Below are 25,178 nucleotides of genomic sequence, written 5' to 3'. Positions count from 1 at the left end.
GACATGGTCGCGAAATTCGCAATGGACGACGACAGCGTCGTGGTGGTGATCGGATCGGGTGCCGGCGGCGGCACTTTGTCGAACGAACTAGCCCAGAAGGGCATCAAGGTCGTCTGCCTGGAAGCCGGCAAGCGTCACGAAATCCAGGATTTCGTGAATGACGAATGGAAGAGCTTTTCGCAAATCTCCTGGCTGGACAAGCGCACCACGTCCGGCAGCTGGCGGGTGGCGAAGGACTTCCCCAACCTGCCGGCCTGGATCGTCAAGGCGGTCGGCGGCTCCACCATCCATTGGGCCGGCGCCTCGCTCCGCTTTCAGGAGCACGAGTTCAAGGCGCGCACGACCTACGGCGAGGTGGAGGGCGCCAACCTGCTCGACTGGCCGGTGACGCTGGCGGAGATGGAGCCCTATTACGACAAGGCCGAGTACAAGATGGGGACGACCGGCACCAACGGCATCCCGCGCCTGCCCGGCAACAACAATTACAAGGTGCTGGCGGCCGGGGCCAAGAAGCTGGGCTACAACGAGTTCCACACCGGCAACATGTCGATCAACAGCAAGCCGCGCGACGGCCGCGGCGCCTGCCAGCAGATCGGCTTCTGTTTCCAGGGCTGCAAATCGGGCGCGAAATGGTCCACCCTTTACACCGAGATCCCCAAGGGCGAGGCCACCGGCAATCTGGAGGTCCGGCCGGACGCCCAGGTTCTGAAGATCGAGCATGACGCGAAGGGCAAGGTGAACGCCGTGCTCTATGCCGACAGCACCGGCGCCATCCACCGGCAGAAGGCCCGCATCGTCGCGGTCGCCGGCAACTCGATCGAAAGCCCGCGTCTGCTGCTGAACTCGGCCTCGACGATGTTCCCGGACGGGCTGGCGAACTCATCCGGTCAGGTCGGGCGCAACTACATGCGGCACATGACCGGCTCGGTCTATGCGCTGTTCGACCGGCCGGTGCATATGTATCGCGGCACCACCATGGCCGGCATCATCCGCGACGAATCCCGCTTCGACCCGCGCCGCGGCTTCGTCGGCGGCTACGAGATGGAAACGCTGTCGCTCGGCGTTCCTTTCATGGCGGCCTTCCTCGACCCCGGAGCCTGGGGCCGCGATTTCAGCTCGGCGCTGGACGCCTACGACCATATGGCCGGCATGTGGCTGGTGGGGGAGGACATGCCGCGCGAGACCAACCGCGTCACCCTGCACGCGACGGACAAGGACAAGTTCGGCCTGCCCATCCCCAACGTCAATTTCGACGACCACCCCAACGACATCGCCATGCGCACCCACGCCTATGGCCGCGGGTCGGCGGTCTATGACGCGGTCGGGGCGGTGCGGACCATCCACACCCCGCCCTACCCCTCCACCCACAATCTCGGCACCAACCGCATGAGCGCCAACGCCCGCGACGGCGTCCTCAACAAATGGGGACAGGCGCACGACGTCAAGAACCTGTTCGTGTCCGACGGGAGCCAGTTCACCAGCGGCGGGTCGGAGAACCCGACCCTGACCATCGTCGCGCTGGCGATCCGGCAGGCCGACTACATCGCCGACCAGATGGGCAAGCGTGAGATCTGAGGACCGCTAAAGCCGTGCCCGCGCCTCCTCCGCCACCCGTTCCGGCGTGATGCCGAAGTGGCGGTAGAGGTCGGGCACCGCGCCGGACGCGCCGAAGCCGGTCATGCCGACGAAGCCGCCATCCTCGCCGATGTAACGCTCCCACCCCTGGACCACCGCCGCCTCGACGGCGACCCGCACGGTGGACCGGTCGATGACGGCGCGGCGATAGGCCTGATCCTGCCGTTCGAACAGCTCCCAGCAGGGCAGCGAGACCACGGCGGTGGGTACGCCGTCGGCCTGCAGCAGGTCGCGGGCCTGCAACGCGATGGCGACCTCCGACCCGGTGGCGAGCAGGGTGACCCGGCGCTCGCCCCCCGCCGCCTCGGCCAGCACATAACCGCCGCTTCGGCATTGGTTACCGGCATCGCCGTCGCGGCGTAAGGGGTCGAGCGGTTGGCGGGCAAAGACCAGCGCGGTCGGGCCGGAGCGGTGCTCCAGCGCGATCTCCCAGCACTCCGCCGCCTCGACCGCATCGGCCGGTCGCAGCACCAGCAGGTTGGGAATGGCCCGCAGCGCCGCCAGCACCTCCACCGGCTGGTGCGTCGGACCGTTGGTGCCGATGCCGATGGAGTCGTGGCTGAACACGAAAGTGACCGGCAGCCCCATCAGCGCCGCCATGCGAATGGCCGGGCGTTCGTAATCGCAGAAGGCCAGATAGGTGATGCCGGTCGCCACCACCCCGCCATGGGCGGCCATGCCGTTCAGCATGCTGCCCATCGCATGCTCGCGCACGCCGTAATGGACGTACCGGCCGGCGCGGTCGTCGGCGGTGAAGGCGGCCAGCCGCCGCTTGTGCAGGGTGGCGCCCTCCAGGTCCGGCGCGCCGCTCAGCATCTCCGGGATGATCTCCGTCATCAGGTCGACGATGTCGCCGGAGATCTTGTAGCCATGGTCGCTGTGCCCGCTCTCCGCCATGCGGCGCTTGAAGGCATGCAGCGCAGCGGCCCAGCCGTCAGGCAGCCGCCCCTCGCGCAGCCGGTCCAACTCGCGGCGCTTTTCGATGGGCAGCGCGGCAACGCGGGCCTGCCACGCCTGCTGTTCCGCCCCACCCCGGCGGCCGGCTTCCAGCCAGGCGGCCCGGACATCATCGGGAATCTCAAAGGCTGCGTAAGGCCAGTCGAGCGCCCGGCGGGCGGCGTCGGTGTGTTCCTTGAACAGCCGGGCGCTGTGGGCGGCGCGCTGGCCCTCATGCGGCAGGCCACGGCCGATGCTGGTGGTGCAGGCGATCATCGACGGCCGCGGGTCGAGCCTGGCGAGGCGCAGCGCCTCCGACACCGCATCGATGTCGTGGCCGTCGACCTCCTGCACATGCCAGTTGCTGGCGCGGAAGCGGGCGGCCATGTCGTCGGACAGCGCAAGGTCGATGCCGCCGTCGTCGGTGATGCGGTTGTCGTCCCACAGATAGGTCAGCTTGCCCAGCCGCAGATGCCCGGCGAGCGCGATGACCTCCTGCCCCACGCCCTCCTGCAGGCAACCGTCGCCGACCAGCGCGTAGGTGCGGTGATCGACGATGCCGTCGCCGAAGCGCCGGTTCAGGAAGGCTTCGGCCAGCGCCATGCCGGCGGCGTTGGCGATGCCCTGGCCCAACAGGCCGGTCGTCACCTCGATGCCGCAGGACTGGTGGATTTCCGGATGGCCGGCGGTGTGCGCCCCCAGCACCCGGAACCGCTTGAGTTCCTCCAGTGTCATCGCCTCGTAGCCGCTGAGATGCAGCAGCGAGTAGATCAGCATCGAGCCATGGCCGTTCGACTGGACGAAGCGGTCGCGGTCGAACCACAGCGGGTCGGCGGCGTTGAACTTCAGGTGCCGGGTGAAGAGCGCTGTCGTGATGTCGGCGGCGCCGAGCGGGGTGCCGGGATGCCCCTCGCCCGCGCGCTCGATGGCATCCATGGACAGAAAGCGGATCGCGTTCGCCATCCGGCGCGGATCGACGCTGGTCATCATGTGGTCCTTTCGGGAATGCGGAATGGTGCGGGGCGGCGCCGTCACGTCACCAGATTGATCGGTCGCCCGGCCGCGAAGGCTTCGATGCAGGCGGTGACCTGCCCGGCGACGGCCTGCCGCGCCTCGACGCTGGCCCAGCCGATGTGCGGCGTCAGCAGGAAGTCGGTGCGTCCGGCAAGGCGGAGGAAGGGGTGGTCGTCCGGCGGCGGCTCCACCGCCGTGGCGTCGACGGCAGCGCCGGAGATCAACCCGCCTTCCAGCGCATGGACCAGCGCCATGTCGTCGATCAGCCCGCCGCGCGAGGTGTTGATGACCAGCGGCCGGCGCGTCATCCGGGCGAACTCCGCCTCGCCCAGCAGATGGCGGGTAGCGGGCGTCAGCGGGCAATGCAGGGTCAGCACGTCGCTTTCGGCCAGCACCGCGTCGAACGGCACATGCTCCGGTCCGCTGGCCGCCTCCCCCTTGCGGCCGGCGAACAGCACGCGCATGCCGAAGGCGCGGGCGATGGTTGCCACGGCCTGCCCAATGGCGCCGCGCCCGACGATGCCGAGCGTCGAGCCGTACAGATCACGGATCGGGTGGTCCAGCAGGGTGAACTGGCCACAGGCCTGCCACGCCCCCGCCGCCACCGACTCCCGGTAGGCCGGCAGGGACCGGCGCAGCGCCAGCATCAGGGCGAAGACATGCTCCGGCACCGTGTGGATGGCATAGGCGCGGACATTCGACACCGCGATGCCGCGTGCGCGGCAGGCGGTGACATCGACATTGTCGGTTCCGGTCGCGGCAACGGCAACGAAGCGCAGGTCGGGCAGCTGCTCCAGCGTTTCGGCGCGGATCGGCACCTTGTTGACGATCAGGACGGTCGCCCCGCGCGCCCGCTCGACGATCTGCTCCGGCGCGGTGCGGCCGTATTCACTCCACTCGTGCGGAACGGCGGGACGGCGCAGCGCGATGTCCACCCCCATGGTGTCGTGGTCGAGGAAGACGATGCGCTCCATCATTGCCTCCCCTCGGGCCGCCCCCCGGCGGTGCCGTTCACCGCGTGATAGCTGCGGATGACCTGACTGTCGTCCATCGCCCCTTCGCCGCGGCCGGAGGTGGCGAGGAACATCTGGTGGGCGACGGCGGCCAGCGGCAGCGCCGCCTTGGCGTCGCGCCCGGCCTCCAGCACGATCCCCAGATCCTTGACGAAGATGTCCACCGCGCTGGTGATCTCGGGATCCGCCTCCAGCATGCGCGGGCCGCGGTCCTTCAGCATCCAGCTCGACGCCGACGACCCGCTCATGATCTGCAGCAGGATGTCGAGATCGACCCCGACCTTGGCGGCCAGCGCGAAGGCCTCCGCCACCACGGCGATGTGGACTCCGCACAGCAACTGGTTGACGGTTTTGACCGTCGCCCCCTGCCCCGGCTTTTCGCCGACATGGAAGACCTTGTCACCCATCGCCGCCAGGATCGGGCGTACCCGCTCCACCGTCGCGGTGTCGGCGGCGGCCATGATCGACAGCGTTCCCGCCACCGCGCCCACAACGCCTCCGGAAACCGGCGCATCGACGAAGCGGCGGCCCGCCGCCTCCACCCGCTCGGCCAGGGCGGCGACGGCGCCCGGCGGGCAGGTCGCCATCAGGATCACCGAGCCGCCGGCCGGCAGTGCCTCCAGCGCGCCATCGGCGAAGAGGGCGGCGTCGGCCTGCGCGGCATTGACCACCATCAGCACCAGCGCGTCCGCACCGGCCGCTGCCGCCGCCGCGCTGGAGGCGCCCTTTCCACCGACGCCTTCCAGCGTCCCGACACTCCCGGCCCGCACATCGAAGCCTTGGACGGCGAAGCCCTTCGCCAGCAGATTGCGCGCCATGGGCATCCCCATGGAACCGAGGCCGATGAAACCGACTGTCGTCATCGTGTCATGATCCTTGGATTGCTCGGCAGATTTGGATGCCGCCGGCTCAGTACAGGATGGTCGCCGGCACGTAGGACACGAGGCCCAGCACGATCAGCGCCACCAGATAGAAGGGCCACAGCTCGCGCACGATGGCGCCGATGGGCTCGCGGGAGATGGCGGCAGAGATGAACAGCGTGGTGCCGATCGGCGGCGTGAACAGGCCGATGCTGAGATTGACCGCCATCATGATGCCCAACTGGATCGGGTCCATGCCGATGGCGCCGCCGACGGCGACGAAGGTCGGACCCAGCAGCAGGATCGCCGCCGGCAGGTCGAGGAACATGCCGACGACCAGCATGATCAGGTTCATCGCCAGGATGATCAGCCACGGCTCCTGCAGCACGGTCTGCGCATAGGCGGCCACCGCATTGGGGATCGCTTCGGTGATCAGCACATAGCCGACGAGGTTCGACGCGGCGATCACCAGCATGACGACGCCCGTGGTCACCACCGTTCCCATCAGGGCGGCATGGATGCGCTTCCAGGTCAGGTCGCGGTAGATCAGCACGCTGACCAGCAGCGCATAGGCGACGGCGACGACGCTGACCTCCGTCGGGGTGGCGATGCCGAAGCGCAGCAGCACCAGGATGAAAGCCGGCATCAGCAGCGCCGGCAGGGCGGAAACGGTCGCCTGGGCCAGCGCCCGCAGTCCACCGCCGTCCTTCAGCAGGGGGAAGTTGCGGGTCCGGCCGCTGACATAGCACACCACCATCATACCGGCGGCCAGCAGCAGGCCCGGCAGGATGCCGGCGAGGAACAGCGAGGCGATGGAGGCGTTCGACACCGCGGCATAGAGGATCAGCGGGATCGAGGGCGGGATCAGCCCGGCGATGACCGACGAGGACGCCGTCGCCGCCGCGCCGAAGGCCGCCGGATAGCCTTCGCGCTTCTGCCAGGGGATCAGCATGGACCCGAGCGCCGAAGCTTCCGCCACCGCCGATCCGGACACGCCGCCGAAGATGGTGGAACCGACGACGGTGACCTGGGCCAACCCGCCGGGATAGCGCCCGACCAGGGCGGCGGCGAAACGCACCAGCTTCTGGCCCAGCGTGCCGCTCATCATCAGCGCGCCGGACAGGATGAAGAAGGGAATCGCCAGCAGGGGGAAGCTCTGGGTCGGCTGGAACAGCTTGACGACCGCGATCACGGTCGGCACCGACCCCATGGTCATCACCGCGGCGCCGGAGCTGATGACCAGCGCATAGCCGACGGGAAAGGAGAGCAGCAGGAGAAGGCCGAAGACGGCGACCATCACGACGGTCATATCTCTTCCTCCGACACATGGGCGCGGACGGACCGCGGATCTTCGGCGATCAGCAGGCGCAGGAAGGTGGTGACGGCGGTCAGACCGACGCCGACGAAGCCGGCGATCAGCGACAGGTAGGCCCAGCGGGCGCTGACACCCGTCACCGGGTAAATCTCGGCGCCGGTGATCTCGATGACGGCGAGGCCGATGTAGGCGAGGTAGAAGAAGGTCGCCCCCACCACCACCTGCATCCCCAGCAGCAGCGCGCGGGCCAGCGGGCGGGGCAGCAGGTCGAGCAGCAGAGTGACCGAGATGTGCGCGCCCTTCTGCGCCGCCAGGACCACGCCGCCCATCACCAGCCAGGGGAACAGCAGGTTCGGCAGTTCCGACGGCCAGCCCAGCCCTTGCGTCGTCAGGTAACGGACGACGACCTCGGCGCCCAGCGCCAGGAACAGCACGATCAGGGACAGGATCGCCACGCCGGCGGAGACGACGGAGATGGCACCGTCGGCCGCCTGGAGAAGGGTGGCGGGAAGTCCCGCCACCTCATGCTCCCGCTCGTGGGACACCGTCATCACTGCGCCGCTCCGGCGGCGGCTTCCTTGCGGACCAGGGCGACCAGTTCGGGGAACTGCTTCTCCCACTTGTCATAGACGGACTTGGTCTTGGCGATGAAGGGCGCCGGATCGACCGTGTTGAACTTCACGCCGGCGTCTTCCATCTTCGCCTGCAGTTCCTTGTCGGCCTTGGCGGACATCTCGCGATTCAGCTTGCCGGCCTCGGCCGCCGCGTCCAGCACCGCCTTCTGATCGGCCTTCGACAGGGTGTCGAAGACGATCTTGCTGGCCAGCAGCGGGGTCGATTCATACTTGTGGCCGGTCAGCGAGATGTATTTCTGCACCTCGAAGAGCTTCGACGAGTAGATGTTCATCAGCGGGTTCTCCTGCCCGTCGACCACGCCCTGCTGGAGCGCGATGTAAAGCTCGGAGAAGGCCAGCGGCATCGGGTTGGCGCCGAGAGCCTTGAAGATGTCCACCGTGATCGGGTCCGGCGGGGTGCGGATCTTGATGCCGGCCAGATCCTCCGGCTTGGTGATCGGCCGGACGTTGTTGGAGACATGGCGGATGCCGTTGTCCCACATCGCCAGCAGAACCAGCCCCTTGGCCTTCGACGCCTCGTCCAGCTTCTTCGCCACCGGGCCGTCCAGAACCTTCCACGCCTGCGGCAGCGACTGGAACAGGAAGGGCAACCCCAGCACGGCATATTCCGGCACGACGCCCGAGGCGGTGCCCTGCGAATTGGCGCTGAAGGCCAGCGTGCCGAGCCGCATGCTGGTCAGCGCCTCGGCGTCATCACCATACTGGGCGCTGCCGCCGACCTCGATCTTCACCCGGCCGTCCGTCTTCTTGGCGACGAGTTCCGCGAATTTCAGCGAGGCTTCCGCCTTCGGATTGCCCGGCGCCGCGTTGTGGGCCAGGCGCAGGACCTGCTGGGCCCAGGCGGCCGGCGACGCGACCAGGGCGGTGCCCACCACCAGCGACAAAAGCAGCTTCTTCATCGGATCTCTCTCCCTATGGATGTTTGTTGGTTGGTCGGGTGTGATCGGGTCGGGCGGGTGTCGCCTTACAGCCATCCCTTGATGCTGGCCGCCATGGCGTCGGTGGAGATGCCGTAGAGGTCGTGCAGGGTCGGCAGGGCGCCGGCCTTCAGGAACTCGTCCGGCAGGCCGATCTGGCGAAACACCGGGGCAACGCCGCCGCGCAGCAGGGCGCCGGCCACCGCCTCGCCCAGACCGCCGATGACGGTGTGGTTTTCCGCCACCACCACCATGCGGCCGGTGCGTGCCGCCTCGCGCAGGATGGTCTCGGTGTCGAGCGGCTTGATGGTGGGGACGTGCAGAACCGCGACGCCGACCTTGTCGGCCTCCAGCAGCTTGGCCACCTCCAGCGCCCGCATCGTCATGATGCCGGACGAGATGACCAGCACGTCCGCGCCGTCGCGCAGCAGCTTGGCCTTGCCGAGTTCGAATTTGTAATCGTACTCGTCCAGCACCAGCGGGACGTTGCCGCGCAGCAGCCGCATATAGACCGGGCCGTTGTGCGCGGCCATGGCCGGCACCGCCTGCTCGATCTCGTGGGCGTCGCAGGGATCGATCACCACCATGTTCGGCATGGCGCGCATCAGCGCCAGATCCTCCGCCGCCTGATGGCTGGGGCCATAGCCGGAGGTCAGGCCCGGCAGGGCGCAGGCGATCTTGACGTTGCGGTTCTCCTCCGCGATCGTCTGGTGGACGAAGTCGTAGGCCCGGCGCGAGGCGAAGACGGCGTAGGTGGTGACGAAGGGCATCATGCCCTCATGCGCCATGCCGGACGCGGCCCCCATCAGCAGTTGCTCGGCCATGCCCATCTGATAGAAGCGGTCGGGATAGGCCTGGGCGAAGATGTGCAGGTCGGTGTATTTGGCGAGGTCGGCGGTCATGCCGACGATCTCGGTCCGCTGCTTCGCCAGTTCGACCAGCGCATGGCCGAAGGGCGCCGGCCTGGTCCGCTGCCCCTCCGCCGCGATCGAGGCAATCATGGCGGAGGTCTTCAGGCGCGGCTTTGCGGTGGTGTTTGCAGCGGTGCTCATGCGGTCCTCCCGGCGTCGAGCGCATCCAGCGCCAGCTGCCATTCGTGCGCGTCGACGCGGATGAAATGGTTCTTTTCGCGGGCTTCGAGGAAGGGCACGCCCTTGCCCATCCTGGTGTCGCAGACGATCATCCGCGGCTTGGGCTCGGGGTGCGACTTGGCGGCGTCGAAGGCGGCGACCACCGCGTCCATGTCGTTGCCGTCGACCCGCTGGACGAACCAGCCGAAGGCCTCCAGCTTGTCCACCAGCGGCTCGAACGCCATCACTTGGCCGGACGGCCCATCGGCCTGCTGGTTGTTGACGTCGACGATGGCGATCATATTGTCGAGCTTGTAATGGGCGGCCGACATGATGGCCTCCCACACCGATCCCTCGTCCAGTTCGCCGTCGGAGAACAGCGTGTAGACACGGGCAGCGGAATTCTTGCGCTTCAGCCCCAGGCCGATGCCGACCGCGATGCTGAGGCCGAGGCCGAGCGAACCGCCCGACATCTCCATGCCCGGCGTGTAGCTGGCCATGCCCGACATCGGCAGGCGGCTGTCGTCGCTGCCGTAGGTCTCCAGCTCTTCGGCCGGGATGATGCCGGCTTCGATCAATGCTGCGTACAGCGCGATGGCGTAATGGCCGTTGGACAGCAGGAAGCGGTCGCGCTCCTCCCAATGCGGGTCCTCGGGGCGATACTTCATGGCGTGGAAGTAGGAGACCGCCAGCACGTCGGCGATGTCCAGCGCTTGGCCGATATAGCCCTGCCCCTGCACCTCGCCCATCAGCAGGGCGTTGCGGCGGATGCGGTAGGCGCGTTCGGCCAAGGGCACATTGTGCCCGAGCGGGGTGGTGTCGAGTGCGGTGTCCACGGAAGGTGTCTCCAGCATTTCGGGATCAGTGGATCAGCATGCCGCCGTTGACGTCGAGCGTGGCGCCGGTGATGTAGGAGGACAGCTCCGACGCCAGGAACAGGCAGGAACGGGCCACATCCTCGGCATCGCCCAGGCGGTTCAGCGGGATGCCCTTCAGGATTTCCGCCCGCAGTTCGTCGGTCAGCTTGCCGCCGGTGATGTCGGTCTGGATCAGGCCCGGCGTCACCGAATTCACGCGGACATTGTCCGGCCCCAGTTCGCGCGCCATTGCCTTGGCGAGGCCCAGCACGCCGGCCTTCGCCGCGCTGTAATGCGGACCGCCGAAGATGCCGCCGCCGCGCTGCGCCGACACCGACGAGATGCAGACGATGGAGCCGGACTTGCGCTCGCGCATGTGGGGGACGACGGCCTGGCTCATGTACAGCGTGCCGCGCAGGCTGACGTCGGTCACCGCTTCGTAATTCTTCGGGCCGATGTCCATGAACTTCAGCGGCTGGGTGATGCCAGCGTTGTTGACCAGCACGTCGATTCGGCCGAACTCCTCCACCACGCGAGTCGCGGCGGCGAAGCAGGCGTCGCGGTCGGTCACGTCACAGGCGAAGCCGCGATGCGCCTCGCCCAGCTCGGCGGCGGCTTCGGCCGCCTGCGCGCCGTCGAGGTCCAGGATGATCGCGCGCCCGCCATGCAGCGCGAAAAGCCTTGCGGTCGCCCGGCCGATGCCGCGGCGCGACGCGGCGCCGGTGATCACGCAGACCTTGTTGGACAGCAGCATGCTCGCTCCCTCTTGTCGAAGCAGGCTCCGCCGTGGCGGCACAGGGGGTGCCGCGACGGAGCGTCGGTTTCGCTCGGTTGTGGTGATTTCGATCAGGCCGCCCGATGATTCGTTCAGCCGATGATTGATGTGATCCTATGGTCTTGAGATGAATTCGACAAACGAATAAGATCGCTCATCGATGAGCTGAATTCATCTGAAGGGTGCGATGCGGAAACGGGTCTCCATCAAGGCATTGCAAGCCTTCGAAGCCGCGGCGCGGCTGGGTTCCTTCGCGACCGCGGCGGAGGATTTGGGACTGACGCCGTCGGCGATCAGCCATCAGGTGAAAATTCTGGAGGAACAGTTGGGCCTTCCACTGTTCCATCGTGTTCACAGGTCGGTTGCCCTGACCGACGCCGGCCGGACCTATGCCAACGAGATCATCGGCGCCTTCGCCCGCATGGATGCGGCCACCCGCAACGTCACCAGCACCGGCAGCGGGACGACGATCCTCACCGTCCGGTCGATGCCCAGCTTCGCCACCCAATGGCTGATGCCGCGGCTAAACCGGGTCAAGGCGCTGCATCCCGCCATCGACATCCGGCTGCAGGCTTCGGTCTCGCCCATCGACCTGACGGCGGGGGCGGTGGACGTCGACATCCGCTACAACCCCGGGCCGCCGCCGGCCGGTTGCGTGCTGGAGCAGTTTCCGGAGGACATCATCGTCCCGATGTGCTCGCCGGCGCTGGCGAACGGCCTCAACCCGATCCGGGAGCCGAAGGACCTCAGCCGTCACGTCCTGATCCATTCGGAGGTCAACATCCTGGGCTGGCGCGACTGGATGCGCCGCCATCGCAGCGTCCATCTGGACATGGAGCGCGGCCTGCGCTTCGACCGCTCCTTCATGGCGATCAACGCCGCGGTCAACGGGATGGGCGTGTGCCTGGACAGCCTGCTCCTCGCCCGCCAGGAACTTCAGTCCGGCCAACTCGTCGTCCCCTTCCCCACCCATGGGCTGCGGGCGCAGGGGCATGGCTTCGTCACGCTGAAATCGACCGCCGCGTTGCCGAAGATCCAGCTGTTCCGCGACTGGCTGTTCGGCGAGCTGGAAGCCGGACGCGAATGGGAGGAGCAATATCTCGGTTCCCTGGGCGCGGTCGGCAGTTCCGCCGAGGATTGACCTCAACGGCGGAGCATGTGGCCGATCCGCGGGATTCTTCCCGGCCTTGCGCCAGACGGGTGTGGCGCGATTTTGGCCTGTGCGCAGGCGTACTGGTAAGCCATGACCAGCAACCCAAGGGCAAAAGCCGGTTCCAATGCCCGGGGAGACAGCATCTCATCACAGGAGAAGCCGGCTCCGAACACGGTCTGCCAGAATATGTCGTCGTCAAGGAACATGACGTTCATGGCCCAGGCCCCAAACCGTCGCCGTTCGACTTCCTTTTCGGAATAGACGATCTCTAAATGATCGCGGCGGGTGTCCTGACAGACCAGGTTGAATGTTTTGTCGACCGCGCGGCTTTCCCCTTCGATCGTCTCCAGGAAAACCCCGCCGCATTCGACCATGAACCCGGTGACCCCAGCCTTCCTGTTGTTCCTGGCGGAGATCAGACACAACTTTTGAATATCGGTGTAAGATAGTAACTTCGTCAATTGGCTGCGAAAGACGATTTGCAACATGTCAGTTCTCTCCACCGGAGAAGCTCTGCACTATTTATTCACTGACTGATTTCCATTAAACTATTCGAATTGAAAAGCCTGTCACTGCGCAAAAAAGCAGGATCGCTTTCCGTGCGGAAACGACAACGAATGGCTGTTTGCGCACGGATCTTTTGGTCAGGCAGCGTGCGGCCGCGATCCGGCCGACCTAGGCGGGAAACGCGGCCGCTCCCTGCAGTCACTCCGCGGCTTCGCCATAGGCGCTTGCCCTGGACATCCCATTCGGCGCGATGTGCAGAATGCGTTGCGGGAACGGGATGGCAATCCCCAACTCTCCGAAGCGCTTCTTCATGCGCCCGTTGAATTCGCGGCCGACAGTCCACTGCTGGATCGGCAGGGTCTTGATGCGCGCCTTGATCAGGACGGCGGAGTCCTGGAAGGCATCGACGCCCAGCACCTCCAGCGGTTCCAGGATCAACGGGGCGAAACGCTGGTCGGCGCGCATCCCCGCCCCGATCTCGTGCAGCACCGACACCACGCGGTCGACATCCTCCCGATAGGCGACGGTGACGTCGAACACGTAATAGCTGAAATCCTTGGTCATGTTGGAGATGCTGGTCACCGCGCTGAACGGCACGGTGTGCACCGTTCCGTCGAAATCGCGCAGACGGATGGTGCGGATGGTGATGCCCTCCACCAGCCCGCCCTTGCCGCCGACATTGACCACGTCGCCGACCGAGATGGTGTCCTCGAACAGGATGAACAGACCGGTGATGACGTCCTTCACCAGCGTCTGGGCACCGAAGCCGACGGCCAGACCGACGACACCGGCACCGGCCAGCAACGGCCCGATGTCCAACCCCAGTTCCGACAGGGTGATCAGCGTCACGAAGGTGAGCAGCACCACCATCAGGGCGTTGCGCAGAAGCGGCAGCAGGGTGCGGATGCGCGCGCTTCGCTGGATGGCATGTCCATAACGGTCGGTGGTCGCCAGATTCCGCTCGATCACGGCGTTGGTCAGCTCCCAAACCGCAAGCGCGATGGCGGCCACCAGCAGGATGGCGAGGCCGGACGCCAGGAACCGCCAGCCCATCGCCGTTTCCAGTGTCCCGCGCACGTCCAGCCCCCAGGCGTCCAGCACGACCAGCCCGGTCACCGCTGCCAATACCCAATGCAGCAGCCGCGTGCCGGGCCCGATGTAGCGCTTTATCCGCCGATCGCCCAAGGTGGAACGCTGGCGGTCCAGGCGGAGCCGCAGCGCCGTGGAGCCACGCGCGATCCCGCGCCCGACCATCCGGGCAACCGCGACCGCGACCAGCGACACGGCGGTGGCGCGCAGAACGAACCACAGCCCACCTTCGACATCCAGCGCCCAGATGCCGAACAATGCGACGATGTAGAGGATGGCGACGGCATGCCAGACATTGGCCAGACGCCGGCCGGCGGCGCGCAGAAGGCGGCCTGGGCGCGTCGTTCTCGCCGCCGGCGCCGCGGCCGGCCCATCCTCCACAGGCGGGGGAACGGCCGAAATCTCCCCGCGCAGCCATGAGGCGACGGCGGCACGGCTTTGCAGAACCAACGCCGTCAGCATGAGGGCATCGGCGAAGCCGACCAGCTTTACCAGCGTGTCGTAGGACTGCTCGGGCAGCCCCAGCGTGCGCGCCGTCCCGGCTGCGAACAGGCCATAGACAGTGGAGACCGCGATGGCGCGGCTCCACACCAGCAGCCGCCGCGCCGCCTCATCGCTCATCGGGACCAGCCGCAGGTTGGTGGAGCGCGGTGACAGCAGCCCCCGCATCACCAGGACCACGACCTGCACGAACAGGCTGGCATTGAGGAAGGCAATCCCCAGCAGCCGCACCGTGCCGGGCGGGTCAATCAGCACCAGCACGCCAAAGCCGGCCACGGCGAAGGCGGCGATCGGGGCCAGATCCATCAGCGCACGGACGAGCAGCAGCGGAACCTTGGCGATGGCGGAATGGAACGGCCGTGCCGCCAGGACCGACCGGGGCCGGCGCAGCAGGTGCGTCGCGACCAGCCGGGCGGCATGTCCGCCCACCACGACCAGGGCCAGTTCGGCGAACAGCCAAGCCCATGTCGCCTGCCGCGCCGGATCCAGCGCCTGCCGCTGCAGCCAGCGCATGCCCTGCGGAGCATTCAGCACCACCTCGCCGGTCGTCCGGACCTCCTGCCCCAGATCGTCCAGGCGTGAGGACAGCAGGGTCAGCAGGCGGGTGCCGAGCCCCTCCGGCTCCCGGTCGGATTTCACCGCCTGTTCGGCCTGCTGCAAAGCCTTGAGCTGATCGAGCAGCGCCTCGCGCTTGGCCGGGGTCTCCAGCGAATCGATCAATCGTCCGATCTCTTTCGGGCTCGGGTCCTGCGCCGTCGCGGGCGCAACGGGCGGGGACTGCGCGAAGGCGGAGCCTGCCGTGGCGATGGCGGACAGGAACAGGAAAGCGAGGCAGATCAGGGTGGTGAAAAGGCGGTTCGTCCGTCCGCGGCGGTCTGCGGGCGCTTGCGCGCTGCATTCGACAAAAGCCATGGTCTCCTGGGGCGTTCGATGAAAGCGTGGATGGGCGATCCGAGGACAACAAGCGGGAAAAGCCTCTTGTCACGCATCCACGCGCTCTGGGACGGCATAGCCCGTACGCAGGAACGCCGATCACCAACAGGCCAGGGTGGAGCGTCCGGCCGCCGAGGCAGCCGAACCTCGCGCACGGGTGCGGGCGCGCCGCGGCGGGTTGCCAGAAACCCGTCCATGGGCCAGTCTGGCCGCAGCCACCGTTCCGTCAGCCACCTCAAAGGGAAACACCGCAATGAGCGTTCCGCCGAGCGATCAGGTGCAACTCGTCGCCTATCTCGTCGCCAAGCCCGGTCAGGAGCAGGCATTGGCCGACGCCATCACCGCCATCGTCCCGGCCGTGTTGAAGGAGCCGGGCTGCCTCGCCTACTCCGCCCATGTCAACCGCGAACGGCCCGGTACCATCGTGATGTACGAGGTCTGGCAGGATCAGGCCGCTCTCGACACCCATGCCAAGGGCGCGGCCTTCACCGGCCTCGCCGCGCAGTTCGATAGGTTGCTGGGCGAACCGCTGCGGATCGAGTTGCTGCGCCGCATCGCCTGACCCGAGCCGCCGGCTATTCGCCGGCCGCTCCCGACCTGCCGAGACTCTCGCGTGCCGCCTCCAAAATCTCCTCCGACAGGGTGGGATCATCGACGGCGCGCGCGAGGATCAGGGCGCCGACCATGCCCGACAGTGTGGCGAGGGCGGCCTTGCGCTTCGCCTCCGCCGAGCGGCCCGGCACCAGCCGTTGCAGCCTGTCGATGAACGGGCGCAGGCCCCGGGTAAAGGCGCCGCGCACCGCCCCGCCCTGCCGGGACACATCGACGCCGAGCGCGGCAATGGGACAGCCGGCGGCGCTGTGGTCGCGGTGACGCGGCGACAGGTAGCTGTCCAGCAAGGCCGCCAGCGCCTTGTCCCCCGGCGGCGTCTCCGCCGAATCGTTCCAGCGCTCCGCCATCACATCCATCGCGCGGGCACAGGCCTCCGCCGCCAGATCCTCCTTGGACGCGAACTGGCCGTAGAACCCGCCATGGGTCAGCCCGGCCTCCTTCATCAGGTCGGCGACGCCGATCCCATTGAAGCCCCGCTCGCGGAACAGCCCGCTTGCCACCTCCACGACCCGGCGCCGGTTCTCCGCCGCCTGCTCCTTGCTCACCCGCATGATGCACCTTCCGTGACCGGACCTTGACCGGTGCCATTCCCGAAAATCGGCTGAAGACCCATTGACAATTTATATGACGTTCATCATCAATTATGCAAACATGACGATCATAATTTAACAGCCCCCGTCGGGATGCAGACCCGGAGACCGCAACCATGCACACCCCTTCCATCCCTCCTTCCAGCCAGGATCCCGTCGTCATCGTGTCCGCCGTCCGCACGCCGCTTGGGCGCTTTCAGGGAGAGCTTGCGGCACTGCCGGCAACCGCACTCGGTGCCCACGCCATCGCGGCGGCGGTGGAACGGGCCGGCCTGCCGCCCGCCAGCGTCGGCGAGTTGCTGATGGGCTGCGTCCTGCCGGCGGGACAGGGGCAGGCACCGGCCCGGCAGGCGGCCCGCGGCGCCGGATTGCCCGATGCGACGGGCGCCACGACCATCAACAAGGTCTGCGGTTCGGGCATGAAGGCCACCATGCTGGCCCATGACCTGATCCGCGCCGGTTCGGCCGACATCGTGGTGGCCGGCGGCATGGAGTCGATGACCAACGCCCCCTATCTGCTGGCGAAGGCGCGCGGCGGCTATCGCATCGGCCACGACCGGCTGCTGGACCACATGATGCTGGACGGGCTGGAGGACGCCTATGAGGGCGGCCGGGCCATGGGCGATTTCGGCGAGGCGACGGCCGAGGCCTACGGCTTCACCCGAGCCGAACAGGACGCCTATGCGGCCCAGACGCTGACCCGCGCCCGGACGGCGGTGGAAAGCGGCGCCTTCGCGGCGGAGATCATGCCGGTCGCCGTGCCCGCGAAAGGCGGCGACCGGCTGGTCGGTCAGGACGAGATTCCGCTGAAGGTCTCGCCCGACAAGATCCCGGCGCTGAAACCGGCCTTCCGCCGCGACGGGACGATCACCGCCGCCAGTTCGTCCGCCAACGCCGACGGTGCCGCGGCGCTGGTGCTGACCCGTCGCTCGGTCGCCGAAGCCGCCGGCCTGCCGATCCTGGCGGAGATCCGCGGCCACGCCACCCACAGCCAGGATCCGGCCTGGTTCACCACCGCCCCCATTCCGGCGATCGCCAAGCTGCTCGACAAAATCGGCTGGTCGGTGGAGGACGTCGACCTGTTCGAGATCAACGAGGCCTTCGCCGTGGTCGCCATGGCGGCACAGCGCGACCTCGGCATCGCGCCTGACCGGCTGAACGTCAATGGCGGAGCCTGCGCACTCGGCCATCCCATCGGCGCCACCGGCGCGCGGCTGATCGTGACGCTGCTGCACGCGCTGGCGGCGCGCGGACTGACCCGCGGCGTGGCCTCTCTGTGCATCGGCGGCGGAGAGGCGACGGCCATCGCCATCGAGCGCATCGGCTGAGGCTTCCGGGCAGACCGGGCGAACCGAAACCGCTGGACCAACGGCGTAGGGGCGTGCGGGTTTCGTTCAAAAATCCCGCGTCCAATCTTCAATACGACTGCCGCACGCTCCGGCACCCTCCCTGGACTTATCCGCCCGCCCACAAGGCATGCGGCGGACCAGAGGAGGTGCAGCATGAAACCAACCCGATGGGCCGGCCGTCCGGTGGGCAGATGGACGGTAGGCAGATGGGCGGCCGGTGGCGCATTGGCCTGCCTTGCCGGTGTCGGCGCGTTCCTGGGGATCGCCTACCGAAGCGGCCTGCCCACCGTTCCCACGCCCAAAGCCTCCGACTTCCCGGCGGAACTGGTGTCCCGCGGTGCTGCGCTGGCCACGGTCGGCGATTGCATCGTCTGCCACACCGCGGACGGTGGTGTCGCTTACGCCGGCGGCCGGGCATTGGCGACGCCGTTCGGCACGCTCTATTCCACCAACATCACGCCGGATCCGGCAACCGGGATCGGAGGCTGGTCGAAGGAGGCTTTCAAACGCGCCATGCGCGACGGGGTGTCGCGTGACGGCCGTCATCTCTATCCCGCATTGCCCTACGACCATTACCGCTGGGTGCATGACGGGGATCTGGACGCGATCTACGCCTTCCTGATGACCCGCCCGGCGGCCTCCGCCCCGGCCAAGGCGAACGACCTGATCTTCCCGCTGGGCTTCCGCCCGTTGCTGGCCGGCTGGAAGCTGCTGTTCCTGCATCAGGAGGAGTTCACGCCGCGGCCGGACCGCGATGCGGAGTGGAACCGCGGCGCCTATCTCGCCGAAGGTCTCGGCCACTGCAGCGGCTGCCACAGCCCGCGCAACCCGGCCGGGGCCGAGGAAACGGGCAGCAGCGCCTATTCCGGCGGCATGGCCGAGGGCTGGGTGGCGCCCGCGCTGAACGGCGCCAGCCCGGCCGCCCTACCCTGGACCGCGGACAACCTGTTCAACTATCTGCGCACGGGCGTGGACGGCCGCCATGGCGCCGCCGCCGGGCCGATGGGACCGGTGGTGCATGGCCTGTCCCGCGCGCCGGAGGCCGACGTCCGCGCCATCGCCACCTACATCGCCTCGCTGTCGGCGAACCGCGCCGCTCCGAAAGCGCCCTCCCCTCCGGACCGCGCGGCGGAGGCGGCCAAGGCGAACCCGGCCGGCGCCACCCTGTTCGCCGGGGCCTGCGCCGGCTGCCACGACGGCGGCGCGCCGATGATGACGCAAGGCCGGCCCGGCCTGTCGACGGTGACCGCCCTGCAACTCGACCAACCCGACACTGCGATCCGCGCCATCCTGCAAGGTATCCGCCCGCCCACCGGACCGGCCGGACCGACGATGCCGCCCTTTGCCGCCAGCCTGACCGACGCGCAGGTCGCCGACCTCGCCGCCTATCTGCGATCCCGCTTCAGCGACCGCCCGGCCTGGACCTCGCTGGCGACGGCGGCCGCCACGGTCCGCAAGGAGGAGTCCCAGCCATGACCGTCACCCTCACCGTCAACGGCGCCGAGCACGCGCTGGACATCGACCCGGCCACGCCGCTGCTCTATGTGCTGCGCGACGACCTGGAACTGAACGGGGCCAAATACGGCTGCGGCCTGGGCCAGTGCGGCGCCTGCACCGTGCACATCGACGGCAAGCCCGCCTTTTCCTGCCTGACGCCGGTCGGCGCCGTCGCCGGCCGCCGCGTCCGCACGGTGGAGGGGCTGGGCAGCGCGGAAGCCCCCGGCCTGCTGCAGCAGGCTTTCGAAAAGGAGCAGGCCGCCCAGTGCGGCTACTGCATCGCCGGAATGCTGATGCGCGCGCAGGCCCTGCTCGACCGCGTCCCCGACCCCGACGAGGCGCAGATCCGCGCCCACTTGCAGACCAACCTCTGCCGTTGCGGCACCCACATGCGCATCCTGCGCGCCATCCGTCGCGCCGTCGCCATGCGCAGGGGTACCCAAGCGGCGCAGGAGGTGCGGCCATGAGCCCCGTCCTGTCATCCGTCTCCCGCCGCGGCTTCCTGACCGGCGGCGCCCTGGTGGTCTCCTTCGCCCTGGCGCCCAGGGCCTTCGCCCAGCTCGCCGGCGGCGGCGAGGGCGGCGCCGGCCCGGCCGTCGTGGCGCCCGACCTGAAGGGCAGCCTGAAATCCACGCCCTGGCTCGACGCCTGGATCCGCATCGACGCCGATGGCCGGGTCACCGTCTTCACCGGCAAGGTGGAACTGGGTCAGGGCATCCGCACCGCTCTGACCCAGGTCGCGGCGGAGGAATTGGACATCCCGCCCGCCGCCATCACCCTGGTCACCGCCGACACCGAACGCACGCCGGACGAGGGGCTGACCGCCGGCAGCCATTCCATGCAGGACAGTGGCACCGCGATCCAGAACGCCGCCGCCAACGTCCGCATGCTGCTGGCGGCCGAAGCGGCGCGGGTCTGGGGACTGCCGGCCAATCAGGTGACCACCGGCGGCAACGGCAGGCTGCGCGCGCCGGACGGTCGAACCCTGCCCTATGGCGAGGTCGCGGCCCGACTGTCGCTGCATGTGCAGGCAATGCCCGACGCGCCGCTGCGCCGGCCATCGGACTACCGCACGATGGGCCGGGATCTGCCGCGGATCGACATCCCGGCCAAGCTGACCGGCGGTGCCGCCTATCTGCACGACATGCGCCTGCCCGGCATGCTGCACGCCCGCGTCGTCCGCGGCCCCAGCGTCGGCACCAGCCTGCAATCGCCCGATCTCGACGCCGTCGCCCGCATGCCGGGCGTGGTGAAGATCGTCCGGCAAGGCGGCTTTCTGGCGGTGGTGGCGGAGCGGCAATGGACGGCGATCCAAGCTCTACGCCACCTGCAACGGGCAACCTACGCCCGCGCCACGCAACCGCCCCTGCCGACGGACGGCACCGGCGACGCCGTGGCCGCGACGCTGAAGGCTCTGCCGGCGCGCGACATCCCGATCATGGACACCAGCGAACCGGCGGGACCGGCCGTCCGCACCGTCAAGGCACGATACACGCGGCCCTGGATCAGCCACGGCTCCATCGGCCCGTCCTGCGCCATCGCCCAGTATGTAGACGGCACGATGTCGGTCTGGACCCACAGCCAGGGTACCTTCGACGTCCGCCGCGTCGTCGCCGAACTGCTCGGCCTGCCGCCGGAGAAGGTCCACGCCATCCATGCCGAGGGCGCCGGCTGCTACGGCCAGAACGGCGCCGACGACGTGGCTGCCGACGCGGCAGTCATCGCCAAGGCCCTGCCCGGCCGTCCCATCCGCCTGCAATGGATGCGCGAGCAGGAGTTCGGCTGGGAACCGCTCGGCCCCGGCATGATGACGGAGCTGGAGGCGGCGCTGGGCGCCGACAACCGCATCGTCTTTTGGCGCCACGCGGTCTGGAGCAACCCGCACAACAACCGCCCGGTCGGGGCCGGCGGCGTGTTGGCCGGCAACGAGGCCGATCCACCCTTCCCCGCCCCCGAAGGCAAGCCGATCCCGATGCCGGAGGGCGACGGCAGCCGCAATTCCAACCCGCTCTACAGTTTCGCCAACACCCATGTCGTCTATCATTTCCTGAAGGACATGCCGGCGCGCGTTTCCGCCCTGCGGTCGCTGGGCGCGCATCTGAACGTCTTTTCCATTGAAAGCATGCTGGACGAGCTGGCCGCCGGGGCCGGCATCGACCCGCTGTCGATCCGCCTCGACCATATGCGGGACGAGCGGGCGCGTGACGTGATGCAGGCGGCGGCCGACCGCTTCGGCTGGTCGAACCGGCCGAAAGGCGACGGCCGGCGCGGTTGCGGCATGGCCTTCGCCCGCTACAAGAATCTCGGCGCCTACTGCGCGGTGGCGATGGAGGTGGAGGTCGATCGCGAGACCGGCCGGACGCGGGTCCGCCGCGCCGTCGCCGCGGTCGATTGCGGCCAGCCTGCCAACCCCGACGGCGTGCGCAACCAGATCGAGGGCGGGCTGGTGCAATCGCTCAGCTGGACCGGCCGGGAAGCGGTGCGCTTCGCCGCCGACCGCCGCGCCAGCTTCGATTGGAGCAGCTATCCCATCCTGCGCTTCGACGATGTGCCGGGATCGGTCGAGGTGCTGGTGATGGACCGCCCCGGCGCGCCGTTCCTCGGCACGGCCGAGGCGGCGCAGGGACCGTCCGCCGCCGCCCTGGCCAACGCCATCGCCGACGCCACCGGCGTTCGCCTGCGCGACATGCCGCTCAGCCCCGAACGGCTCAAGGCTGCACTCGGTCCGGTATGAGAAGGGAAAAGACCATGAAGACCCTGCGTGTGAGGATCGTCGGCGGCTCCGTCGGCGGTCTGTTCGCCGCCGCCCTGCTGCGGCAGGAGGGGCATGACGTCCGCCTCTATGAGCGCTCCGGCGGCGGGCTCGCCGGCCGTGGCGCCGGGCTGGTCGGCCAGCGCGACCTTTTCGCCCTGCTGCGAGCGGTGGGATGCGAGCATGTGGCCCATGTCGGCGTCGTCGCCCATGAACGCATCTTCCTCGACCGCGCCGGCGAAATCCGGCAGCGGCAGGCGACACCGCAGATGCAGATCTCCTGGGATCATCTCTACGCCACGATGCGCAGCAAGGTGCCCGACGACGCCTATGTCCTGGGCCGCACCGTCCTGGGGGTGGAGCAGGACGCCACCTCCGCCAGCCTGCGCTTCGACGACGGCAGCCGGGAGGAGGCCGATCTGGTGATCGGTGCCGACGGGCTGGGCTCCATCGTTCGCTGCGCGGTGGTGGGCAGGCACGCTGCCAACGAGTATGCCGGCTATGTCGCGTGGCGCGGGCTGGTGCCGGAACGAGATCTGCCGGCGGAGGCCGCCATCCTGCTTGACCGCTTCGCCTTCTACGACATGCCGCAATCGCACACACTGGGCTATCTGGTCACCGGGCCGGCGGCGGAGACCGCGGTGGGGGAGCGGCGCTACAACTGGGTCTGGTACCGGCGGGTGGCGGCGGCCGAACTGCCGGCGCTGTTGACGGACGCCCAGGGACGCCACCATCCCTATTCGCTGGCGCCCGGGCAGGTGCCGAGGACATTGGCTGCGAGGCTGCGGCAGGATGCAGCGGACCTGCTGCCGCCCCCCTTCGCGGCGGCGATCGCGGCGGAGCCCCGCCCCTTTGTCCAGGCCATCTTCGATTACGAGGTGCCGGCGATGACACGCGGTCGGGTGGCTTTGCTGGGCGATGCGGCGTTCGTGGTCCGTCCGCACACGGCGATGGGCGTCGCCAAGGCCGCGGGCGACGCCATGGCACTCGCACGGCATCTGTCCGCCCACCGGGAGATCGAGATCGCCCTGCAAGCCTATAACGAGGAGCGCCATCCCGCCGGCGCCGCCATCGCCGCCTATGGGCGCCGGCTGGGCGCGATGCTGGAGTGAGCCATCACACCAAGGGCTAGCAGCCGTAAAGCCATGGCACGGGGCCGGCGACCCCAGCGTGCGATTCCGCGACGCACCCCAATCCGGCCAAACTCCCTGCACGCCATGTCACGCAGGGAGTCCCCCGATGCTTCAGCCAGTCGCCGCCGATGACAGGACGGTCGCCACGCTGGTGACCCGCGCCCTTGCCGTGCTCGACCATGATCCCAACGGCGCGCGGCTCTGCCTCGACCGGCTCGCCTCCCTGGTTGCGGACCGGCGGAACGAGCCGGCAGCCATCGCCACACCGTCCCAGCCCAGAGGAGGACTGGCCTCCTGGCAGCTCCGCCGAGTGACCGAACATATCGAGGCAAGCATCGCCGGGCCGATAAGGGTGGAGACGCTGGCCGCCCTCGCCGGGCTCAGCAGCGGACGCTTCACCGACGCCTTCAAGGCCAGCACGGGCGTGACACCCCACGCCTACATCATCGAACGGCGGGTGAGATTGGCCCAGCGCCTGATCCTGGAAACCGACGAGCCGCTCTGCCAGATCGCCTGCAGCTGCGGCTTTTCCGATCAGGCCCACCTGACGCGCCTGTTCGGCCGGGCAGTCGGCCAGACACCGATGCGGTGGCGCAAGGCGGCGCGGCGTTAGCACGCCACCGAACCCCGCGCCGGCGGCCGTCTCAGTCGCGGTTTATGCCGAGCGCTTCGGCCAGACGCACGAGGTCGGCGAGCGCCCGTACCCCCAGCTTCTTCATGAGGCTGGAACGGTGAAGCTTCACGGTGATTTCGCTGATGCCAAGCTTGGCCGCCACCTGCTTGTTCAGAAGGCCGCGGGTCACCCCCGCCATCACCTCCTTCTCGCGCGGGGTCAGGGCATCGTAGCGGGCGCGGCCGTCGGCCAGGATGCGGTCCTGACCGCGCCGTTCGCCGTCCCGGGTCAGCGCCGCCTCCACCGCGTCGAGCATTTCCTGGTCCCGGAAGGGCTTGGTCATGAAATCGAAGGCGCCCGCCTTCATCGCCTGCACCGACATGGGAATATCGCCGTGGCCGGTGATGAAGATGATCGGAACGCGGATGCCGCGCGCGTTCAACTGGGCCTGGAATTCCAGCCCGCTCATCCGCGGCATGCGGATGTCCATCACCATGCAGCAGGTCACGTCGGAGAACTGGGCATCCATCACGTCCTGGGCCGAGGCGAACAGGCGGGTTTCCAGCCCGACCGAGCGGAACAGGCTGTCCAGCGATGAACGCAGCAGCGGATCGTCATCGACGATCAGCACGATCCTGCGGTCCGAAATGGTCTGCTCGGCCGGTCGGCCGGCCGTGGCGGGGTGCATGGTCTACGATCACTCGCTGTTGCGGCGGCAGGGTTGCGGCGGCAGGGTTCCGACGCCCGGGCAACCGAAGAACCGGCTGGCGTGCGAAGGGGCCGCGCCATGATGAACCGCGCCCCCGCGTCCGGCACCTAACCTTTGGTATGGGGTTCCCCCACCCAAGGTTCGCAGGCACCTCGCGGACGTATGGTTCTGCCGGCCGATAAAGTCACCCATAGTGAAGGCGGCATTTCCATCAGTCAGCAAGGCCGCCGCCATGAGCCCATCGGGCTGCCCGTTCCCGTCCGCACCGGCCGCAGCCTCTCCGGCTGGGGACGCCGGCCGTTAGCCGCGATGCATCCGGCCCCCGCCAGCGCGACCATTGCGATCGTCGAGGACGACCCGATCGTCCGCAACAGCCTGGGCAGCCTGATCCGCTCCTTCGGCTATCGCATCTCTCTGTTCGCCTGCGCCGAGGACTTCCTTGACTGCCCGCCCGCCGGCGTCGGCTGCCTGATCTCGGACGTCACCATGCCGGGGATGAGCGGGCTGGACCTGCAGGTTGCCGTCAAGGCCCGCATGCCGGAGGTTCCGGTCCTTCTGCTGACGGCGTTCCCGGACCCGCGGATGCGCGACCGGGCGATGGCATCTGGCGCCCGCCTGTTCCTGGAGAAACCCGTCGATCCCGACGATCTCCATGCCATCCTGCACCGGATCCTGGAGGACAGCGAAACGGCCTGACGCACCGCCCCTATCCC

Annotated in this window: 23 protein-coding genes; 10 read left to right on the top strand and 13 right to left on the bottom strand. The window is 68.4% G+C overall.

Annotated elements, in window-relative coordinates; all coding sequences use genetic code 11:
- The first annotated feature begins 3 nt into the window (after window positions 1–3).
- Window positions 4–1,575, top strand: coding sequence for a GMC family oxidoreductase (locus tag ACCD06_RS03385; protein ID WP_413338789.1), 1,572 nt, complete (start codon window positions 4–6; stop codon window positions 1,573–1,575).
- A 6-nt stretch (window positions 1,576–1,581) separates the two neighbouring features.
- Here the strand turns inward: ACCD06_RS03385 and tkt are convergent, their stop codons facing one another.
- The 9 genes from tkt to ACCD06_RS03340 all read right to left on the bottom strand — a co-directional run bounded on the left by tkt (window position 1,582) and on the right by ACCD06_RS03340 (window position 11,006).
- On the bottom strand, window positions 1,582–3,561 hold the full coding sequence (gene tkt / locus ACCD06_RS03380; RefSeq protein ID WP_413338787.1) for a transketolase: 1,980 nt from the start codon (window positions 3,559–3,561) through the stop codon (window positions 1,582–1,584).
- A gap of 41 nt (window positions 3,562–3,602) precedes the next feature.
- Window positions 3,603–4,562, bottom strand: a complete 960-nt coding sequence (locus ACCD06_RS03375; RefSeq protein ID WP_413338785.1) for a D-2-hydroxyacid dehydrogenase — start codon at window positions 4,560–4,562, stop codon at window positions 3,603–3,605.
- The gene (locus tag ACCD06_RS03370; RefSeq protein ID WP_413338783.1) at window positions 4,559–5,461 is read right to left on the bottom strand and encodes an NAD(P)-dependent oxidoreductase; all 903 of its coding nucleotides are present in this window, start codon (window positions 5,459–5,461) and stop codon (window positions 4,559–4,561) included. The genes ACCD06_RS03375 and ACCD06_RS03370 overlap by 4 nt, the downstream gene beginning before the upstream one ends.
- 46 nt (window positions 5,462–5,507) lie before the next feature.
- Window positions 5,508–6,767 carry a TRAP transporter large permease gene (locus ACCD06_RS03365; protein WP_109074148.1) on the bottom strand — a complete coding sequence of 420 codons (1,260 nt, stop codon included), beginning with the start codon at window positions 6,765–6,767 and terminating at the stop codon, window positions 5,508–5,510.
- Window positions 6,764–7,324, bottom strand: coding sequence for a TRAP transporter small permease (locus tag ACCD06_RS03360; protein WP_413338780.1), 561 nt, complete (start codon window positions 7,322–7,324; stop codon window positions 6,764–6,766). Before ACCD06_RS03360 ends, ACCD06_RS03365 begins: the two co-directional genes overlap by 4 nt.
- On the bottom strand, window positions 7,324–8,307 hold the full coding sequence (locus ACCD06_RS03355; protein ID WP_109074147.1) for a TRAP transporter substrate-binding protein: 984 nt from the start codon (window positions 8,305–8,307) through the stop codon (window positions 7,324–7,326). Before ACCD06_RS03355 ends, ACCD06_RS03360 begins: the two co-directional genes overlap by 1 nt.
- A gap of 65 nt (window positions 8,308–8,372) precedes the next feature.
- Entirely contained in the window at window positions 8,373–9,377 is a 1,005-nt protein-coding gene (locus ACCD06_RS03350; protein WP_413338778.1) for a transketolase family protein, read from the bottom strand.
- The gene (locus ACCD06_RS03345) at window positions 9,374–10,231 is read right to left on the bottom strand and encodes a transketolase (RefSeq protein ID WP_413338776.1); all 858 of its coding nucleotides are present in this window, start codon (window positions 10,229–10,231) and stop codon (window positions 9,374–9,376) included. The genes ACCD06_RS03350 and ACCD06_RS03345 overlap by 4 nt, the downstream gene beginning before the upstream one ends.
- 25 nt (window positions 10,232–10,256) lie before the next feature.
- Window positions 10,257–11,006 carry an SDR family NAD(P)-dependent oxidoreductase gene (locus ACCD06_RS03340; RefSeq protein ID WP_085091592.1) on the bottom strand — a complete coding sequence of 250 codons (750 nt, stop codon included), beginning with the start codon at window positions 11,004–11,006 and terminating at the stop codon, window positions 10,257–10,259.
- Window positions 11,007–11,214: 208 nt separating this feature from the next.
- Between ACCD06_RS03340 and gcvA the strand changes: the two genes are divergently transcribed.
- Window positions 11,215–12,168: a transcriptional regulator GcvA gene (gene gcvA / locus ACCD06_RS03335; protein WP_109074144.1), complete on the top strand. Its 954-nt coding sequence runs from the start codon at window positions 11,215–11,217 to the stop codon at window positions 12,166–12,168.
- 2 nt (window positions 12,169–12,170) lie between these two features.
- Here the strand turns inward: gcvA and ACCD06_RS03330 are convergent, their stop codons facing one another.
- Together ACCD06_RS03330 and ACCD06_RS03325 are read right to left on the bottom strand one after the other, a co-directional pair.
- A complete protein-coding gene (locus ACCD06_RS03330) occupies window positions 12,171–12,668 on the bottom strand; it encodes a BLUF domain-containing protein (protein ID WP_413338773.1) in 498 nt (165 codons plus the stop codon).
- 217 nt (window positions 12,669–12,885) lie between these two features.
- Window positions 12,886–15,189 carry a mechanosensitive ion channel domain-containing protein gene (locus tag ACCD06_RS03325; RefSeq protein WP_413338771.1) on the bottom strand — a complete coding sequence of 768 codons (2,304 nt, stop codon included), beginning with the start codon at window positions 15,187–15,189 and terminating at the stop codon, window positions 12,886–12,888.
- A gap of 274 nt (window positions 15,190–15,463) precedes the next feature.
- Here ACCD06_RS03325 and ACCD06_RS03320 point away from each other — a divergent pair, with 274 nt between their 5' ends.
- Window positions 15,464–15,772 carry a putative quinol monooxygenase gene (locus tag ACCD06_RS03320; RefSeq protein ID WP_136703316.1) on the top strand — a complete coding sequence of 103 codons (309 nt, stop codon included), beginning with the start codon at window positions 15,464–15,466 and terminating at the stop codon, window positions 15,770–15,772.
- A 13-nt stretch (window positions 15,773–15,785) separates the two neighbouring features.
- On the opposite strand, the gene ACCD06_RS03315 is transcribed toward ACCD06_RS03320, so the two are convergent.
- A complete protein-coding gene (locus ACCD06_RS03315; RefSeq protein ID WP_413338769.1) occupies window positions 15,786–16,373 on the bottom strand; it encodes a TetR/AcrR family transcriptional regulator in 588 nt (195 codons plus the stop codon).
- Between the two features lie 155 nt (window positions 16,374–16,528).
- On the opposite strand from ACCD06_RS03315, the gene ACCD06_RS03310 reads away from it, so the two are divergent.
- From ACCD06_RS03310 to ACCD06_RS03285, 6 genes are all read left to right on the top strand, one after another.
- Window positions 16,529–17,740: an acetyl-CoA C-acyltransferase gene (locus ACCD06_RS03310; protein WP_413338767.1), complete on the top strand. Its 1,212-nt coding sequence runs from the start codon at window positions 16,529–16,531 to the stop codon at window positions 17,738–17,740.
- 174 nt (window positions 17,741–17,914) lie between these two features.
- Window positions 17,915–19,237, top strand: a complete 1,323-nt coding sequence (locus tag ACCD06_RS03305) for a c-type cytochrome (protein ID WP_109074138.1) — start codon at window positions 17,915–17,917, stop codon at window positions 19,235–19,237.
- Window positions 19,234–19,725 (top strand): (2Fe-2S)-binding protein, encoded by a 492-nt coding sequence (locus ACCD06_RS03300; protein ID WP_109074137.1) that lies wholly within the window; start codon window positions 19,234–19,236, stop codon window positions 19,723–19,725. The genes ACCD06_RS03305 and ACCD06_RS03300 overlap by 4 nt, the downstream gene beginning before the upstream one ends.
- Complete coding sequence (locus tag ACCD06_RS03295; RefSeq protein ID WP_109074136.1) at window positions 19,722–21,992, top strand: xanthine dehydrogenase family protein molybdopterin-binding subunit; 2,271 nt, start codon at window positions 19,722–19,724, stop codon at window positions 21,990–21,992. Before ACCD06_RS03300 ends, ACCD06_RS03295 begins: the two co-directional genes overlap by 4 nt.
- Window positions 21,993–22,006: 14 nt before the next feature.
- Window positions 22,007–23,122: an FAD-dependent monooxygenase gene (locus ACCD06_RS03290; RefSeq protein WP_413338764.1), complete on the top strand. Its 1,116-nt coding sequence runs from the start codon at window positions 22,007–22,009 to the stop codon at window positions 23,120–23,122.
- 127 nt (window positions 23,123–23,249) lie between these two features.
- Window positions 23,250–23,756, top strand: a complete 507-nt coding sequence (locus ACCD06_RS03285; RefSeq protein ID WP_413338762.1) for a helix-turn-helix domain-containing protein — start codon at window positions 23,250–23,252, stop codon at window positions 23,754–23,756.
- A 31-nt stretch (window positions 23,757–23,787) separates the two neighbouring features.
- Here the strand turns inward: ACCD06_RS03285 and ACCD06_RS03280 are convergent, their stop codons facing one another.
- Window positions 23,788–24,444, bottom strand: coding sequence for a response regulator transcription factor (locus tag ACCD06_RS03280; RefSeq protein WP_413338760.1), 657 nt, complete (start codon window positions 24,442–24,444; stop codon window positions 23,788–23,790).
- 183 nt (window positions 24,445–24,627) lie between these two features.
- Here ACCD06_RS03280 and ACCD06_RS03275 point away from each other — a divergent pair, with 183 nt between their 5' ends.
- Entirely contained in the window at window positions 24,628–25,161 is a 534-nt protein-coding gene (locus ACCD06_RS03275) for a response regulator transcription factor (protein ID WP_413338758.1), read from the top strand.
- The last annotated feature ends 17 nt before the right edge of the window (window positions 25,162–25,178 follow it).

Source organism: Azospirillum sp. CT11-132, assembly GCF_047302835.1.
GTDB lineage: Bacteria > Pseudomonadota > Alphaproteobacteria > Azospirillales > Azospirillaceae > Azospirillum.
The sequence above is the reverse complement of the archived record's forward strand: the minus strand, read 5'-3'. Positions and strand labels throughout refer to the sequence as shown.

Bases quoted from the DNA above. Each gene is read 5' to 3' on its own strand.
- ACCD06_RS03385 (WP_413338789.1), top strand. From the start codon at position 4: ATGGTCGCGAAATTCGCAATGGACGACGACAGCGTCGTGGTGGTGATC.
- tkt (WP_413338787.1), bottom strand. From the start codon at position 3,561: ATGATGACCAGCGTCGATCCGCGCCGGATGGCGAACGCGATCCGCTTT.
- ACCD06_RS03375 (WP_413338785.1), bottom strand. From the start codon at position 4,562: ATGATGGAGCGCATCGTCTTCCTCGACCACGACACCATGGGGGTGGAC.
- ACCD06_RS03370 (WP_413338783.1), bottom strand. From the start codon at position 5,461: ATGACGACAGTCGGTTTCATCGGCCTCGGTTCCATGGGGATGCCCATG.
- ACCD06_RS03365 (WP_109074148.1), bottom strand. From the start codon at position 6,767: ATGACCGTCGTGATGGTCGCCGTCTTCGGCCTTCTCCTGCTGCTCTCC.
- ACCD06_RS03360 (WP_413338780.1), bottom strand. From the start codon at position 7,324: ATGACGGTGTCCCACGAGCGGGAGCATGAGGTGGCGGGACTTCCCGCC.
- ACCD06_RS03355 (WP_109074147.1), bottom strand. From the start codon at position 8,307: ATGAAGAAGCTGCTTTTGTCGCTGGTGGTGGGCACCGCCCTGGTCGCG.
- ACCD06_RS03350 (WP_413338778.1), bottom strand. From the start codon at position 9,377: ATGAGCACCGCTGCAAACACCACCGCAAAGCCGCGCCTGAAGACCTCC.
- ACCD06_RS03340 (WP_085091592.1), bottom strand. From the start codon at position 11,006: ATGCTGCTGTCCAACAAGGTCTGCGTGATCACCGGCGCCGCGTCGCGC.
- gcvA (WP_109074144.1), top strand. From the start codon at position 11,215: ATGCGGAAACGGGTCTCCATCAAGGCATTGCAAGCCTTCGAAGCCGCG.
- ACCD06_RS03330 (WP_413338773.1), bottom strand. From the start codon at position 12,668: ATGTTGCAAATCGTCTTTCGCAGCCAATTGACGAAGTTACTATCTTAC.
- ACCD06_RS03325 (WP_413338771.1), bottom strand. From the start codon at position 15,189: ATGGCTTTTGTCGAATGCAGCGCGCAAGCGCCCGCAGACCGCCGCGGA.
- ACCD06_RS03320 (WP_136703316.1), top strand. From the start codon at position 15,464: ATGAGCGTTCCGCCGAGCGATCAGGTGCAACTCGTCGCCTATCTCGTC.
- ACCD06_RS03315 (WP_413338769.1), bottom strand. From the start codon at position 16,373: ATGCGGGTGAGCAAGGAGCAGGCGGCGGAGAACCGGCGCCGGGTCGTG.
- ACCD06_RS03310 (WP_413338767.1), top strand. From the start codon at position 16,529: ATGCACACCCCTTCCATCCCTCCTTCCAGCCAGGATCCCGTCGTCATC.
- ACCD06_RS03305 (WP_109074138.1), top strand. From the start codon at position 17,915: ATGAAACCAACCCGATGGGCCGGCCGTCCGGTGGGCAGATGGACGGTA.
- ACCD06_RS03300 (WP_109074137.1), top strand. From the start codon at position 19,234: ATGACCGTCACCCTCACCGTCAACGGCGCCGAGCACGCGCTGGACATC.
- ACCD06_RS03295 (WP_109074136.1), top strand. From the start codon at position 19,722: ATGAGCCCCGTCCTGTCATCCGTCTCCCGCCGCGGCTTCCTGACCGGC.
- ACCD06_RS03290 (WP_413338764.1), top strand. From the start codon at position 22,007: ATGAAGACCCTGCGTGTGAGGATCGTCGGCGGCTCCGTCGGCGGTCTG.
- ACCD06_RS03285 (WP_413338762.1), top strand. From the start codon at position 23,250: ATGCTTCAGCCAGTCGCCGCCGATGACAGGACGGTCGCCACGCTGGTG.
- ACCD06_RS03280 (WP_413338760.1), bottom strand. From the start codon at position 24,444: ATGCACCCCGCCACGGCCGGCCGACCGGCCGAGCAGACCATTTCGGAC.
- ACCD06_RS03275 (WP_413338758.1), top strand. From the start codon at position 24,628: ATGGTTCTGCCGGCCGATAAAGTCACCCATAGTGAAGGCGGCATTTCC.